Raw genomic sequence first — 15,007 nt, 5'->3', positions numbered from 1 at the left:
AAAGGGCATTGAAAGCAGGGCATGACATAACTCGAGGCTATCGCCTGATTTCAAGTTTTGATTAGACGGTTATCACCGAGCCTTCGATAGTGCTCACAAACGTCGCCAGGAAGCGGCGCTGCTGTCTCCACAAAAATAATAAAAGAGGTACGCACCATGGCTCGTTCCAGTGCATCCCTGAATCTGGCCGGTGCAGATATCCAGCCCCAGGCCGCGGTACCCGCGCAGAGCTCCACCGCCAAGGCCAGCAACGTGCGTTGGCGGATCTTCGCGATCATCTTCGCGCTGACCATGGTCAACCTGATCGACCGGGTGTCGCTGTCCATCGCGATGCCGACCATCGCCCATGAATTCTCCCTGTCACCGAGCCTGCAAGGGCTGATCCTCAGCAGCTTCTTCTGGGCCTATGCGTTGTTGCAGATTCCGGGCGGCTGGTTGATTGATCGATTTGGTCCGCACCGGGTCATCAGCTGGTCCACCGGGTTGTGGGGCACGTTTCAGGTGCTGGCGGCGTTCGCCACCGGCGGCTTGTCGTTGTTGTTTGCCCGGGTTGCGCTGGGGGCCGCCGAAGCACCGCTGTTCCCGTCGGGCGGTAAACTGATTTCCCTGTGGCTGGCGCCGAGCGAGCGCAGTCGCGGGGCGGTGCTGATGGACAGTGGCAGCCCGTTGGGCGTGGCCCTTGGTGGGTTGATCATTGCCTGGCTGATTGCCTCCCTGGACTCCTGGCGCCTGGCGTTTGTGATCGCCGGTATTGCGACCCTGGTGTTGGCTTGGCTGGCGCGGCGTTACCTGCGCGATGACCCGGCCAGTCATCCGCAGGTCAATGAAGATGAGTTGGAGAAGATCAACGCCGGTCGCGCCACTCCCGCTGCCGAAGCCGCGCGGGTAGCGGTCAAAGGCCTGGGCATCGCGGCCCGTTCCCTGAGCGGTTTGCTGATCGGCCGGGCCAGTTGGGCCATGGTGTATTTCGGCCTGCTGACCTGGGGCCCGAGTTACCTGGCCCAGGCCCGTGGTTTTGATATCAAGGGCATTGGTGCGGCGACCTTCGTGATCTTCGTTTGCGGTGCGCTCGGCTCGTTGACCGGTGGTTTCCTCTGCGATGGCTTGATCCGCAAAGGCGTCAGCCGCGGTGTGGCGGTCAAGAGCCTGCTGGCGTTTTCCGGCCTGGTGGCTCTGGGCGCGTTCCTGTTGCTGCCGACCTTGAGTAATTCTTTTGCGGCGGTGGCGCTGTTGGCCATGACCGCGTTTTTCCTGATGTGGGGCAGTCTCTACTGGAGCTTCCCGGCGCTATTGGCGGCGCCGGCGCGGGTCGGCCTGATCGGCGGCGTGATGAACATGGCCGGCAGCACGGGCGGCATCGCGGTACCGATTCTGGTGGGGGTGATCCTGCAAGCGACCGGTGGCTTTGCTCCGGTGCTCGGGTTCTTCGCTGCGTGCTCGGCAGTCTTCGTGCTGGCGACCTTGTTCATCAGCCTGGATGAGGTGCGTCATGACTAATGCGTTATGGAACGGCCCGATCATCGACGCCCATCATCACTTCTGGGACCCGACCGTCAACGATCACCCCTGGCTCGCGCCCCAGGCCAATATCCCGTTTCGATACGGTGACTACAGCGCCATCAAGCGTCGCTATTTTCCCGAGGATTACTTCGCCGATGCCGGCGAGCATCGCGTGGTGCAAACGGTGTACGTCGAGACCGAATGGAACCCCAAGGACCCGATTGGCGAAACCCGATTCATCGAACAACTGGCCGCTCGCTACGGCGTGCCCAATGCGATCGTGGCGCAAGCCTGGCTCGACCACCCGGACGCCATCGATGTCCTGGCCGCACAGGCGCGCTTCAAGCATGTGCGCAGCGTGCGGCACAAACCCGGCGGGCCGGCCACGCCGCAACAAGTCGGGCATATGCGCAGCCTGATGAGCGACGAACGCTGGCGCCGCAGTTACGCCACGCTCGAAGGGCTGAGCTTGCATTTCGACTTGCAGACACCCTGGTGGAACCTGCACGAGGCCGAGCGCCTGGCCCGGGATTTTCCCGGTATCACGCTGATTCTCAACCATACCGGATTGCCCAACGACCGCAGTGCCGAAGGCCTGGCGGGATGGCGTCTGGCGATGGCGCGACTGGCACAGTGGCCAAATGTGCAGGTGAAGATTTCCGGTCTGGGGCAGGGCGGCCAGCGCTGGCGCGCCAAGGACAACGCCTGGATCGTGCGCGAAGTGATCGCGATGTTCGGCAGCCACCGGGCGATGTTCGCCAGCAACTTCCCCGTGGACAGCCTCTGCGGCTCGTTCGATGACATCTACAGCGGTTTCAAATCCATCGTCGCCGATCTGCCGACGGCCGATCAGGAGCGACTTTTCTACAGCAACGCGCAGCGGGTCTATCGCTGCGAACCTTGCGCCATCGACCGGGCGCAGCCTGAACCCTTGAGGAGTGAAGCATGAGCAAATCCACCATCGCGATGGTCCTTGGGGACCCGGCGGGCATCGGCCCTGAGCTGATCGCCCGCCTGCTCGGCGAGCCCGAAGTGCGCAGCCAGGCTAATGTGATCCTGATTGCCGACGAAGCGGAAATGCGTCGAGGCATGCGCATCGCCGGGATGGAGTTTCCCTATCGTCGCGTCGAGTCCCTGGAGCATCTGGCATTCGTCGATGACACGCCGTTGTTCTATGACTTTCGTGGCGACACCATCGGTGAGTTTCCTCGCAGCGAAGCCAGTGTGATCGGCGGTCGCTACAGCCTCGACACCCTGGAAAAAGCCCTGCGCCTGACCGAGGCCGGCACCACTGATGCGGTACTGTTCGGCCCGTTGAACAAAACCTCGTTGCACATGGCCGGCATGGCCCACAGTGACGAGTTGCACTGGTTCGCCGAGCTGCTGGATTTCCACGGGCCGTTCTGCGAATTCAACGTGCTCGATAACCTTTGGACTTCACGGGTGACCTCCCACGTGGCCCTGGCCGATGTGCCGGGCCTGCTCAGCCAGCAACGGGTGGTTGAGGCGATTCAACTGATCGACACGGCGCTCAAGCGCAACGGACTGGAAAAGCCGCGGATCGGCGTATGCGGCCTGAACCCGCACAACGGCGACAACGGCTCGTTCGGTCGCGAGGAGCTGGACATCATCGGCCCGGCGGTCCGCTCGGCCCAGGCGCTGGGAATCGCGGCGGACGGACCTTATCCGGCCGATACGATTTTCCTCAAGGTCCAGGGCGATGCCAGTGCCTTCGACGCAGTGGTGACGATGTACCACGACCAGGGTCAGATCGCGATCAAGCTGATGGGCTTCTCCCGTGGGGTGACGGTGCAGGGCGGGTTGCCGATCCCGATCACCACCCCGGCCCATGGCACTGCGTTTGATATCGCGGGGCAGGGCAAGGCCAACGTCGGCGCGATCCGCCAGGCGTTCGAGATTGCGTGCCGGATGGGGCGCAACCGCCACTGAACCCGGATTTCCAAAACGACAAAAATCCCCTGTGGGAGCGGGCTTGCTCGCGAATGCGCTGGGTCAGACGACAACTGTGTCGACTGACCCAGCGCATTCGCGAGCAAGCCCGCTCCCACATTTGTTTTGTGTATGGCTGATAACCCGATCAGCCAACTTACTGGGTATGGCTATCACCCCAGGTTATCGCCGGATACGCATAAGTGATTATCCGCAGTCCCCGGGCGCTGGCTAAAGTCGGCCCATCGAATGCCCGAGCCCCTCCATCAAAAGGCTCTGCGCACACGACCAACAATGACAAGAAGCCGACAGCCCAAGGAACTGTATTCATGAAAATCAAAGCGATCCGTACCCGCGTTTTCGAGTGGAAAGGCAAAGTCGTGCCACCCCAGGCGCACTTCTGCACCAACGCCAGCGACATCCTGTTCGAACGTGGCGACGCCATGGGCTCGTTCCGTTTCCACGGCTGGCTGGTGGTGGAAGTCGAGACCGACACCGGCCTCGTCGGCATCGGTAACTGCGCCCTGGCGCCGCGTGTGGCCAAGGAAATCATCGACACCTACCTGGCACCGATCGCCATCGGCGAAGACCCCTTCGACAACGAATACATCTGGCAGAAAATGTACCGCCAGAGCCACGCCTGGGGCCGCAAGGGCATCGGCATGGCGGCGATCTCGGCGATCGACATCGCCATCTGGGACATCATGGGCAAAGCGGTGAACAAGCCGGTGTTCAAACTGCTCGGCGGGCGCACCAAGGAAAAGATCTGGACCTACGCGTCCAAGCTCTACGCCAACGACAACCTCGACCTGTTCCTCGAAGAAGCCCAGGGTTACCTGAACCAGGGTTTCACCGCGCTGAAAATGCGTTTCGGCTACGGTCCGAAAGACGGTCCGGCAGGTATGCGCCGCAACATCGAACAAGTGCGCGCCCTGCGTGAGCTGGCCGGTCCCGACGTCGACATCATGCTCGAATGCTACATGGGCTGGACCCTGGAATATGCCCGGCGCATGTTGCCGAAACTGGCCGAATTCGAACCGCGCTGGCTCGAAGAACCGGTAATCGCCGACGACATCGAAGGCTACATCGAGCTGAAGAAGATGGGGATCATGCCAATCTCCGGCGGCGAGCACGAGTTCACCTCCTACGGTTTCAAGGACCTGCTGGAACGCCGCGCCGTCGACGTCATCCAGTACGACACCAACCGCGTCGGCGGCATCACCGCCGCGCGCAAGATCAACGCCATGGCCGAAGCCTGGTCGGTGCCGGTCATCCCCCATGCCGGGCAGATGCACAACTATCACCTGACCATGTCCACCACCGCCTCGCCGATGGCCGAGTTCTTCCCGGTGTTCGACGTCGAGGTCGGCAACGAACTCTTCTACTACGTATTCAAGGGCGAGCCGCAACCTGTCAACGGCTACATCCAGCTGGATGACAACAAGCCGGGCCTGGGCCTGGAAATCTCCGATGAGTACCTGAGCGATTTCAACATCATCGAATGACCTTCAAGCGCCGCATTCGAGCGGCGTTCGGATGACTGATCGGAGACACAACATGCACCTGATTCAATTTGAAAACACTGACCGCGAGCGCCAGGTCGGCCTGGTCGCCGGGGCGCAGATTCTGGTGGTGCGCGATACTCGCAGCACCCGTGAACTCGCGCTGGCGGCGATTCGTGCGCAACGCAATCTGCAAGAAGAAGTCGCCTTGCGCGGTACCGAACCGGGACCGGATTACGCGACGCTGTTGCAGCAGGGCAAAGTACTGCCACCGCTGGACCACGAAGACCCCGCTCACTGCCTGATCAGCGGCACCGGTCTGACCCATCTGGGCAGTGCCGCGACCCGGGACAAGATGCACCAGCACGACGGCGAAGTCGAAGCCGGCATGACCGACACCATGCGCATGTTCAAGTGGGGGTTGGAAGGCGGTAAACCGGCGGCAGGGCAGGTCGGTGCGCAGCCGGAGTGGTTCTACAAGGGCGACGGCAGCATCGTCGTGCGTCCCGGTGCGGATTTCCCGGTGCCGCCGTTTGCCGAGGATGCCGGTGAAGAACCTGAGCTGACCGGCCTGTATGTAATCGGCGACGACGGCCAGCCATACCGTGTCGGTTTTGCGCTGGGCAACGAGTTCTCCGACCACGTCATGGAGCGGCGCAATTATCTGTACCTCGCCCATTCGAAACTGCGCAGTTGCTCCTACGGTCCGGCGCTGCGTGTCGGTGAATTGCCCAGGCATCTGGTGGGCACCAGCCGCATCAAGCGTAACGGGCAAACGATCTGGGAAAAGGAGTTTCTCAGCGGCGAAGACAACATGTGCCACAGCCTGGCCAACCTGGAATTCCACCACTTCAAATACGCGCAGTTTCTGCGACCCGGCGATGTCCACGTGCACTACTTCGGCACCGCCACGCTGTCGTTTGCCGACGGGGTGAAAACCCAACCGGGGGATCGCTTCCAGATCAGTCTCGATGAGTTCGGTGAGCCGTTGGTCAACGGCATCGGAGAAAGCGCCCAGCCGCTTGGCATCGGTCAGGTGCGTACGCTGTAGGAGCGAGCTTGCTCGCGATGGACTCAAGAGCGCCGCACAAATCTTCGGCTAGCCAGACGATCAAGGAATCACTCATGACCACATTATCTGGACACAACTACATCGGCGGCCGCCGCAGTGCCAACGGTACGCTGCAGCTGCAAAGCCTCGACGCCACCACTGGCGAGCCGTTGCCCCAAACCTTCGTCCAGGCCAGCGAAGCCGAGGTGGATGCTGCCGCGAAAGCGGCGGCTGCGGCGTACCCGGTCTATCGCAACCTGAGTGCGGAAAAACGTGCGCGGTTCCTCGATGCCATTGCCGATGAAATCGACGGGCTGGGTGATGAGTTCGTCGCCACCGTGTGCCGCGAAACCGCGTTGCCGGCCGGGCGTATTCAAGGTGAGCGCGGACGCACCAGCGGCCAGTTACGCCTGTTCGCCAAGGTGCTGCGTCGCGGCGATTTCTATGGTGCGCGCATTGACCGGGCATTGCCGGATCGTCAGCCGTTGCCGCGTCCGGATCTGCGCCAGTACCGCATCGCCATCGGACCGGTAGCGGTGTTCGGTGCCAGCAACTTCCCGCTGGCATTTTCCACTGCCGGTGGCGATACCGCCTCGGCACTGGCTGCCGGTTGCCCGCTGGTGTTCAAGGCCCACAGCGGGCACATGGCAACCGCCGAGTGGGTGGCTGACGCGATCATCCGCGCGGCGGAAAAAACCGCTATGCCGGCCGGTGTGTTCAACATGATTTATGGTGGCGGTGTCGGCGAATGGCTGGTCAAGCATCCGGCGATTCAGGCGGTGGGCTTCACCGGTTCGCTCAAGGGCGGCAATGCCCTGAGCCACATGGCGGCGACCCGGCCACAACCGATCCCGGTGTTCGCCGAGATGTCGAGCATCAACCCGGTGTTCCTGCTGCCCGAAGCCCTCAAGGTGCGCGGCGAGCAGATCGCGGCGCAATTGGCCGGTTCGGTGACCCTGGGCTGCGGGCAGTTCTGCACCAATCCGGGCTTGGTCATTGCTGTGCGCTCGCCGCAGTTCAGTGCTTTTCTTGAGACATTCTGCGCCCACATGAACCAACAACCGGCGCAAACCATGCTCAACGCCGGTGCGCTGGCCAGCTACGGCCGGGGCCTTGGTGAACTGCACGAGCATCCGGGCCTGACCCACCTGGCGGGCCGGCCGCAACAGGGCAATCAGGCGCAGCCGCAGGTGTTCAAGGCCGATGTCAGCCTGTTGCTCAAGGGCGATGAGTTGCTGCAGGAGGAAGTGTTCGGGCCGACCACCATCGTCATTGAGCTCGAGGACCAGGCACAGTTGGCGGCAGCGTTGCAGGGCCTGCGCGGGCAATTGACGGCGACGCTGATTGGTGAGGCGAACGAATTACTGGAGCACCGCTGGCTGGCTGAATTGCTGCAAGAAAAGGTCGGACGGATCTTGCTCAACGGCTATCCGACCGGGGTTGAAGTCTGCGAGGCCATGGTGCATGGCGGGCCGTATCCGGCGACATCCGACTCGCGGGGCACCTCGGTGGGCACCCTGGCTATCGACCGCTTCCTGCGGCCGGTGTGCTTCCAGAATTATCCGGATGCATTGCTGCCCGAGGCGTTGCAGAACGGCAATCCGCTGGGGATTCGGCGGTTGGTGGATGGGGAGGTGAGTGCTTCGGCCTTGTGATTGTCGGTGTCTGGGCTGACGCCATCGCGAGCAAGCTCGCTCCCACGCTGGATCTGTTGTGAACGCATAATTTGTGAACACTCTGATCAAATGTGGGAGCGGGCTTGCCCGCGAAGGCGTCATCCGCAACGCCACAACACTACCGGCCAGCCACCAAACCCGGTTTCACCGCCGCCGGCTTCAACACCAACCACAACGCCAGCGCAATCAACATCCCGCCATAGACATGCGCCATCGACAATGGCTCATCAAGAAACAACGCCCCCCACAGCACGCCGAACAGCGGGATCAAAAAGGTCGTAGTCATCGATTTCACCGGGCCAATCGAGCTCAGGAGGCGGAAGTAAATAATGTACGCAAACGCCGTGCATCCCAGACCCAACCCCAGCAACGAGAGCCAGACACTCCAGCCGCCCCAGGTCGCGGGTGGTTGGCTGATCACGCTGTAGCCGAACAGCGGCAGCAGGAACAACGTCGCGCCAAGCATGCTGCCCACTGCCGACAAACGGCTGTCGAGACCACCGGCCTGATCGAGCCAGCGGCGGGCCAGAAACCCCGCAAATCCATAGCAGGTGGTCGCGAGCAGGCAGGCGACGGCACCCATCAGCAGTTCCAAATCGAACGCCACCGGACCGGCACGGGTCAGCACGCCCACGCCGAACAGCCCCAGGAACACGCCGCCGAGTTTGGCGCCAGTGAGCCTTTCATGGAAAAACAGGCCGCCGATCAGCACGCCCATCAAGGGTGTCGTGGCATTGAAAATCGACGAGTAACCGGCTGGTAGCACCTGCGCAGCCACCGAATAGAGCGTCGCCGGAATCCCGGAGTTGATCACCCCGAGCAGCATCACGGTCTTGAGTTTGCCCTTGAAGTCCCAACTGATGCGCATCAGGCCGAGAATCACCAGCAGTCCGGCAGCGGCGATCGATACACGGAAAAAAGCGGTAGGAATGCTGCCGATCGCCGGGGCGATGATACGCATGAACAGAAAACTGGCCCCCCAAATGGCCGCCAGGGACAGTAAACGGAAAATATCGACGGGGTTCACAGCGCGGTCCTTCCTTGGGGGAGGGGCGAAAGTGTTGCTGAGTGTGTGATCGATGGCAACCGAAAACCGGGCATTTAATTCACCCGGAAAATTACGCTTCTCCTGCACCCGGTTCACTGGCTAAGCTCAAGCCTCCCGAATTCCCGCAGAGGTCTCACCATGCCGCAGCAATGGCCAGCCGCCGACATCGCCCGCTTGATCCTCGATGGCTTTGACGATTACCGCGAGCATTTTCGCCAGATCACTGACGGCGCCCGGGCCCGCTTCGAACAGGCCAAGTGGCAGGAAACGCAGACGGCGTCGGCGGCACGGATCAATCTGTATGAAGACAAGGTCGGTGAAACGGTGGAGCGACTGCGCACCGCGTTTGACGCCGACACCCTGGACGTCAGCTGCTGGCCGCTGGTCAAAAACGCCTACATCAGCCTGATCGACCTGCGCTTCGACGATGAACTGTCCGAGACCTGGTACAACTCGATCTTCTGCGGACTGTTCAGCCATGACCTGATCAGCGACGGCTGCATGTTCATCCACACCACCCGGCCAAGCCTGCGCCGCGCCCGGGCCGCGCAAACCCGCACCTACAAGCCGCAAGGCCAATTGTCGGCGATGCTCGCCAGCATCTTCGCCGACTACCGTTTCAGTGAGGATTACGCCGACCTGGCCGGTGACCTGAAGCGCCTCGAAGCGCAGTTGCGCGATAACCTGCCGGATTGGGTGTGCAAGGATCCGGAGCTGAGCGTCGAGCTGTTTTCCTCGGTGCTGTACCGCAATAAAGGCGCGTACCTGGTGGGGCGCATCTACACCGCCGACGAGCAATGGCCGCTGGCAATTCCATTGCTGCACCTGGAGGGTCGCGGCATCCAGATCGATGCGCTGATCACCGATGAAGCAGACGTGTCGATCATCTTCTCGTTCACCCGCTCGTATTTCATGGTGGATGTGCCGGTGCCGGCGGAGTTCATCGGCTTTCTGCGGCGCATCCTGCCGGGCAAGCACATTGCCGAGCTGTACACCTCGATCGGCTTCTACAAGCACGGCAAGTCGGAGTTCTACCGGGCACTGATCAATCACCTGGCCAATACCGACGACCAGTTCATCATGGCCCCCGGCGTGCGCGGCATGGTCATGAGCGTGTTCACCCTGCCGGGTTTCAACACCGTGTTCAAAATCATCAAGGACCGTTTCTCGCCCTCGAAAAACGTCGACCGCGCCACGGTGATCGAAAAGTACCGCCTGGTGAAAAGCGTCGACCGGGTCGGGCGCATGGCCGATACCCAGGAGTTCGCCGACTTCCGTTTCCCCCTGAGCAAGTTCGATCCGGCGTGCCTGGAGGAACTGCTGGAAGTCGCACCGTCCACAGTGTCGGTGGAAGACGATACGGTGCTGATCCGTCACTGCTGGACCGAGCGCCGCATGACCCCGCTGAACCTCTACCTGGAGAACGCCAACGAGGCGCAGGTGCGCGAGGCCCTGGAAGACTATGGGCTGGCGATCAAGCAACTGGCGGCGGCCAACATCTTTCCCGGCGACATGCTGCTGAAGAACTTCGGGGTGACCCGTCACGGTCGGGTGGTGTTCTACGACTACGACGAGATCTGCTTCCTCACCGAGGCCAATTTCCGCCACATCCCGTTGCCACGTACACCCGAAGATGAAATGGCGTCCGAACCGTGGTACTCGATCGGGCCACTGGACGTGTTCCCGGAAGAGTTTCCACCGTTCCTGTTTGCCGATTCGGGGCAACGCAAGTTGTTCGATCAGTTGCATGGCGAGTTGTACAACGCTGATTACTGGAAGAGCCTGCAGGAAGCGATTCGGGCGGGGAAGGTGATTGATGTGTTTCCGTATCGGCGCAAGGGTCTCGATAACGAGTAACGTCGTAGCGCAACTGCCCTGTGGCGAGGGGGCTTGCCCCCGTTCGGCTGCGAAGCAGTCGTAATCCTGACGCCGCAATTTATCTGATGCGCCGTGGTGACAGGTTCTGGGGCCGCTCCGCGACCCAACGGGGGCAAGCCCCCTCGCCACAGGGACAGGTAAATCTGCGACAATCCGCACCCTGCGCCACTAGACGACTGAATTGCGTACCCGATGACCGACGAATCGCCCTCCATCGACAAACTGCTGAAAAACCTCGATCACGCCATGCTCGCCGACCGCCACCGGCTGCGGCGGCAGTTGCTTGAGCTGCGCAAGAAACCCGACGAGGCCAGGCTGGGCCAGTGGGTGACGCGGATGCAGGCGTCCTGTGAGCAGGTACTGGCGCGCAAGGCCAGCCTGCCGGTGATCCGTTACGACGACAGCCTGCCAATCGCCGCCAAGCGCGACGAAATCAAAAAGGCGCTGGAAAAGCATCAGGTGCTGATCATCGCCGGTGAGACCGGCTCGGGTAAAACCACCCAGTTGCCGAAGATCTGCCTGGAAATCGGCCGCGGCCAGCACGGCCTGATCGGCCACACCCAGCCCCGCCGGATCGCTGCGCGCAGCGTCGCCAGCCGGGTCGCCGAAGAACTCGGTACACCGCTGGGCGCGTTGGTCGGCTATCAGGTGCGATTCGAGGATCAGAGTGATTCCAGCACCCTGATCAAACTGATGACCGACGGCATCCTGCTGGCGGAAACCCAGAATGATCGTTATCTGGAACGCTACGACACGATCATCGTCGACGAGGCCCACGAACGCAGCCTCAACATCGACTTCCTGCTCGGCTACCTGAAAACCCTGCTGCCGCGCCGTCCCGACCTGAAAGTCATCATCACTTCGGCAACCATCGACCTGGAGCGTTTCTCCAAGCACTTCGATGACGCGCCGATTGTCGAGGTATCCGGCCGCACCTACCCGGTGGACACCTGGTATCGCCCGCTGACGCTTGAGCAGGACGAAGAGGGCAACCGCGTCGAGGACGACCTGACGGTGGATCAGGCGATCCTTGCCACCCTCGACGAAATCGCCGCCTACGAGCGCAGCGAACGCCGCAGCCCCGGTGACGTGCTGGTGTTCCTGCCCGGTGAACGCGAGATTCGCGACGCCGCCGACATGCTGCGCAAGGCTCAGCTCAAGCACACCGAAATCCTGCCGTTGTACGCGCGGTTGTCGCCGGCCGAGCAACAGCGGATTTTCCAGTCTCACCCAGGCCGTCGCGTGGTTCTGGCGACCAACGTCGCGGAAACCTCGCTGACCGTGCCGGGCATTCGCTACGTGATCGACAGCGGCACTGCGCGCATCAGCCGCTACAGCTACCGGGCCAAGGTCCAGCGCCTGCCCATCGAAGCCATTTCCCAGGCCAGCGCCAACCAGCGTAAAGGCCGGTGCGGACGGGTCGAGCCGGGCATCTGCGTGCGCCTGTACAGCGAAGAGGATTTCCTCGGTCGTCCGGAATTTACCGATCCGGAGATCCTGCGCACCAACCTCGCGGCGGTCATCTTGCAGATGCTGCATCTGCGCCTCGGCGAGGTCACCGCATTCCCGTTCATCGAGCCACCGGATGGCAAGGCCATCAGCGACGGTTACAACCTGCTGCAAGAACTTTCGGCGGTGGACCGCAACAGCCAGCTGACTCCGCTCGGTCGCCAACTGGCGCGGCTGCCGGTGGACCCGCGCATGGGCCGCATGCTGCTGGAAGCGGCGAAGCTCGGCAGCCTGCAGGAAGTGCTGATCGTCGCCAGCGCCATGTCGATCCAGGACCCGCGCGAGCGTCCGCCGGAGCGTCAGCAAGCGGCGGATCAGGCCCACGCCCAGTGGAAAGACGCCGACTCGGACTTCGCCGGGCTGGTCAATCTGTGGCGTGGTTTCGAAGAGCAGCGCCAGGCGCTGACGGCCAGTCCGCTGCGTAACTGGTGCCGCAAGAATTTCCTCAATTACCTGCGCCTGCGCGAGTGGCGCGACTCCCATCGCCAATTGAGCCTGATCTGCCGCGACATGCAGCTGAGCCTCAATAAAGAGCCGGCGGACTATCCGAAACTGCACAAAGCGGTGCTGGTGGGGTTGCTGAGCCAGATCGGCCAGAAAACCGAAGAGGGCGATTACCTTGGCGCCCGTCAGCGGCGCTTCTGGATTCACCCGTCGTCGGGAATCGGCAAAAAACGCCCGCAATGGTTGATGACCGCCGAACTGGTGGAAACCACCAAGCTCTACGCGCGTATGGTCGCCAAGATCGATGCCGACTGGATCGAGCCGCTGGCCGGGCACTTGATCAAGAAGAACCACTTCGAGCCCCACTGGGAGAAGAAGCGCGGTCAGGTCGTGGCGTTCGAGCAGATCACCCTGTTCGGGTTGATCGTGGTCGGGCGCCGGCCGGTGCATTACGGCCCGGTGGATCCGGTGGTTTCACGCGAGTTGTTTATCCGCGAAGCACTGGTACGCGGCGAGATCCAGTCGAAAGCCAAGTGCCTGACCGCCAACAAACAGCTGCTGGAACAACTCGACGAACTGGAAGCCAAGGCCCGCCGTCGCGATATTCTCGCCGACGAAGAAACCCTGTACGCCTTCTACGATGCACGGCTGCCGGCGGAGATCCATCAGACCGCGACCTTCGACAGCTGGTACCGGATCAACAGCCAGAAAGACCCGCAGCTGCTGATCATGCGCGAAGAAGACGTGCTGGCCCGCGAAGCCAGTGAAGTCACCGCCCAGCATTACCCGGATACGCTGCATATCGGCGATCTGGAATTAGCCCTCAGCTACCACTTCGAACCGAATCACCCGCGCGACGGCGTGACCCTGCGCGTGCCGGCACCGCTGTTGCCGATGCTGCCACCGGAACGCCTGGAATGGTTGGTGCCGGGCGTCATCGAAGCCAAGTGCATTGCCCTGGTGCGCAACCTGCCCAAGGCCTTGCGCAAGAATTTCGTACCGGTGCCGGACTTCGTCAAGGCGGCCTTGCAGCGCATGACCTTTGCCGAGGGCTCGCTGCCTCAGGCCTTGGGTCGCGAACTGCTGCGCATGACCGGTGCCCGCGTCAGCGATGAAGCCTGGAGCGAAGCCGCGCAGCAGGTCGAAAGTCATCTGCGGATGAACCTGGAAATCGTCGACGCCCAGGGCAAGTTCCTCGGCGAAGGTCGCGATCTGGCCGAGCTCACCGCGCGTTTCGCCGAGGCCAGCCAGGCTGCATTGGCGGTGCCGCAAACCGCGAAGAGCCAGCAACCGGTGGAGCCGAAAGTGTTTGCCGCCGTGGCCGAGAAAACCCAACAGAAGATCGCCGGACTGTCGATGACGGTGTATCCGGCGCTGGTGGAAGAGGCGGGCACGGTCAAGGAAGGACGTTTCTCCACCCCGGCCGAAGCCGAGTTCCAGCATCGCCGTGCCCTGCAACGCTTGCTGATGCAGCAACTGGCTGAGCCTGCGAAGTTCCTGCGCGGCAAGTTGCCGGGCCTGACCGAGCTGGGCCTGCTGTACCGCGACATGGGACGGGTCGATGCGCTGGTGGAAGACATTCTGCTGGCCAGCCTCGACAGCTGCATTCTCGAAGGTGAAGACCCGCTGCCCCGTGACGGCGCCGGTCTGGCGTCCCTGGCCGAGCGCAAGCGTGGCGCCTGGACCGAGCACGCCGAACGTGTGGCGAAGCTGACCCTGGAAATCCTCAAGCTCTGGCATGGCCTGCAAAAGCGCTTCAAGGGCAAGATCGATCTCGCCCAAGCCGTGGCCCTGAACGACATCAAGCAGCAGCTCAGCTACCTGGTCTATCCGGGGTTTGTCCGGGAAACGCCGATGCAGTGGCTCAAGGAGTTGCCGCGTTACCTCAAGGCGATCGAACAGCGCTTTGAAAAAATCGGTGCCCAGGTGCAGCGCGACCGGGTCTGGAGCGGCGAATTGAGCGGCCTGTGGACGCAATACCAGACCCGCGCCAGCAAACACGCCCAGGAAGGCAAGCGCGATCCGCAGCTGGAGTTGTATCGCTGGTGGCTGGAGGAATACCGGGTTTCGCTGTTTGCGCAACAGTTGGGAACCAAGGTGCCTATCTCCGACAAGCGGCTGAACAAGCAGTGGAGTCAGGTAGAGGCCTGACACAATCCCTGTAGGAGCGAGCTTGCTCGCGATGGTCGTCAACGATAACGCTGGGAACCTGACACCCCACGGCGTTCTCTAGTCCATCGCGAGCAAGCTCGCTCCTACAAGTATTGCGTTGCTCTCGCAAAAGGCGCCAAAACCCAAGGTTTATGGCAAACTTCGCGACCATAAACGCCAGTTTCGCGACCTAGAGCCTTCGACCCGGTTGCGAGCAGGAATAAAGCGATGCCAGGTTTGCGTCCCCCGGATGGGAATAGACCCTTTGTGTATTGGTACGACGGTGCCAATGCTTTCT

At 62.0% G+C, this 15,007-nt stretch carries 9 protein-coding genes; 8 read left to right on the top strand and 1 reads right to left on the bottom strand.

Going from position 1 to position 15,007, the window contains the following annotated elements:
- The first annotated feature begins 156 nt into the window (after positions 1-156).
- The 6 genes from KGB29_RS10735 (at position 157) to KGB29_RS10710 (ending at position 7,658) form a co-directional block, all read left to right on the top strand.
- Positions 157-1,497, top strand: a complete 1,341-nt coding sequence (locus tag KGB29_RS10735; protein ID WP_150814865.1) for an MFS transporter — start codon at positions 157-159, stop codon at positions 1,495-1,497.
- Complete coding sequence (locus KGB29_RS10730) at positions 1,490-2,449, top strand: amidohydrolase family protein (protein WP_154946944.1); 960 nt, start codon at positions 1,490-1,492, stop codon at positions 2,447-2,449. The genes KGB29_RS10735 and KGB29_RS10730 overlap by 8 nt, the downstream gene beginning before the upstream one ends.
- The gene (locus KGB29_RS10725; RefSeq protein ID WP_154946943.1) at positions 2,446-3,450 is read left to right on the top strand and encodes a 4-hydroxythreonine-4-phosphate dehydrogenase PdxA; all 1,005 of its coding nucleotides are present in this window, start codon (positions 2,446-2,448) and stop codon (positions 3,448-3,450) included. Before KGB29_RS10730 ends, KGB29_RS10725 begins: the two co-directional genes overlap by 4 nt.
- A 329-nt stretch (positions 3,451-3,779) precedes the next feature.
- Positions 3,780-4,955, top strand: coding sequence for an L-rhamnonate dehydratase (locus tag KGB29_RS10720; RefSeq protein ID WP_007972458.1), 1,176 nt, complete (start codon positions 3,780-3,782; stop codon positions 4,953-4,955).
- 52 nt (positions 4,956-5,007) lie between these two features.
- The gene (araD1, locus tag KGB29_RS10715) at positions 5,008-6,003 is read left to right on the top strand and encodes an AraD1 family protein (protein ID WP_150814862.1); all 996 of its coding nucleotides are present in this window, start codon (positions 5,008-5,010) and stop codon (positions 6,001-6,003) included.
- A 74-nt stretch (positions 6,004-6,077) separates the two neighbouring features.
- A complete protein-coding gene (locus KGB29_RS10710) occupies positions 6,078-7,658 on the top strand; it encodes an aldehyde dehydrogenase (NADP(+)) (RefSeq protein ID WP_154946942.1) in 1,581 nt (526 codons plus the stop codon).
- Between the two features lie 139 nt (positions 7,659-7,797).
- Here KGB29_RS10710 and KGB29_RS10705 read toward each other — a convergent pair whose 3' ends face one another.
- Complete coding sequence (locus KGB29_RS10705; protein ID WP_154946941.1) at positions 7,798-8,706, bottom strand: DMT family transporter; 909 nt, start codon at positions 8,704-8,706, stop codon at positions 7,798-7,800.
- Positions 8,707-8,865: 159 nt separating this feature from the next.
- On the opposite strand from KGB29_RS10705, the gene aceK reads away from it, so the two are divergent.
- Positions 8,866-10,584 carry a bifunctional isocitrate dehydrogenase kinase/phosphatase gene (aceK, locus tag KGB29_RS10700; protein WP_102671264.1) on the top strand — a complete coding sequence of 573 codons (1,719 nt, stop codon included), beginning with the start codon at positions 8,866-8,868 and terminating at the stop codon, positions 10,582-10,584.
- A gap of 213 nt (positions 10,585-10,797) precedes the next feature.
- Entirely contained in the window at positions 10,798-14,709 is a 3,912-nt protein-coding gene (gene hrpA, locus KGB29_RS10695) for an ATP-dependent RNA helicase HrpA (protein ID WP_154946940.1), read from the top strand.
- The last annotated feature ends 298 nt before the right edge of the window (positions 14,710-15,007 follow it).

The sequence above is a fragment of the Pseudomonas sp. BF-B-30 genome, assembly GCF_019956305.1.
Taxonomy (GTDB): domain Bacteria; phylum Pseudomonadota; class Gammaproteobacteria; order Pseudomonadales; family Pseudomonadaceae; genus Aquipseudomonas; species Aquipseudomonas jessenii.
This window is presented reverse-complemented; position numbering and strand designations above follow the sequence as displayed.

What these genes read in the sequence shown, in the direction of transcription:
- KGB29_RS10735 (WP_150814865.1), top strand. Translation starts at nt 157, where the DNA reads ATGGCTCGTTCCAGTGCATCCCTGAATCTGGCCGGTGCAGATATCCAG.
- araD1 (WP_150814862.1), top strand. Translation starts at nt 5,008, where the DNA reads ATGCACCTGATTCAATTTGAAAACACTGACCGCGAGCGCCAGGTCGGC.
- KGB29_RS10710 (WP_154946942.1), top strand. Translation starts at nt 6,078, where the DNA reads ATGACCACATTATCTGGACACAACTACATCGGCGGCCGCCGCAGTGCC.
- KGB29_RS10725 (WP_154946943.1), top strand. Translation starts at nt 2,446, where the DNA reads ATGAGCAAATCCACCATCGCGATGGTCCTTGGGGACCCGGCGGGCATC.
- KGB29_RS10720 (WP_007972458.1), top strand. Translation starts at nt 3,780, where the DNA reads ATGAAAATCAAAGCGATCCGTACCCGCGTTTTCGAGTGGAAAGGCAAA.
- KGB29_RS10730 (WP_154946944.1), top strand. Translation starts at nt 1,490, where the DNA reads ATGACTAATGCGTTATGGAACGGCCCGATCATCGACGCCCATCATCAC.
- hrpA (WP_154946940.1), top strand. Translation starts at nt 10,798, where the DNA reads ATGACCGACGAATCGCCCTCCATCGACAAACTGCTGAAAAACCTCGAT.
- aceK (WP_102671264.1), top strand. Translation starts at nt 8,866, where the DNA reads ATGCCGCAGCAATGGCCAGCCGCCGACATCGCCCGCTTGATCCTCGAT.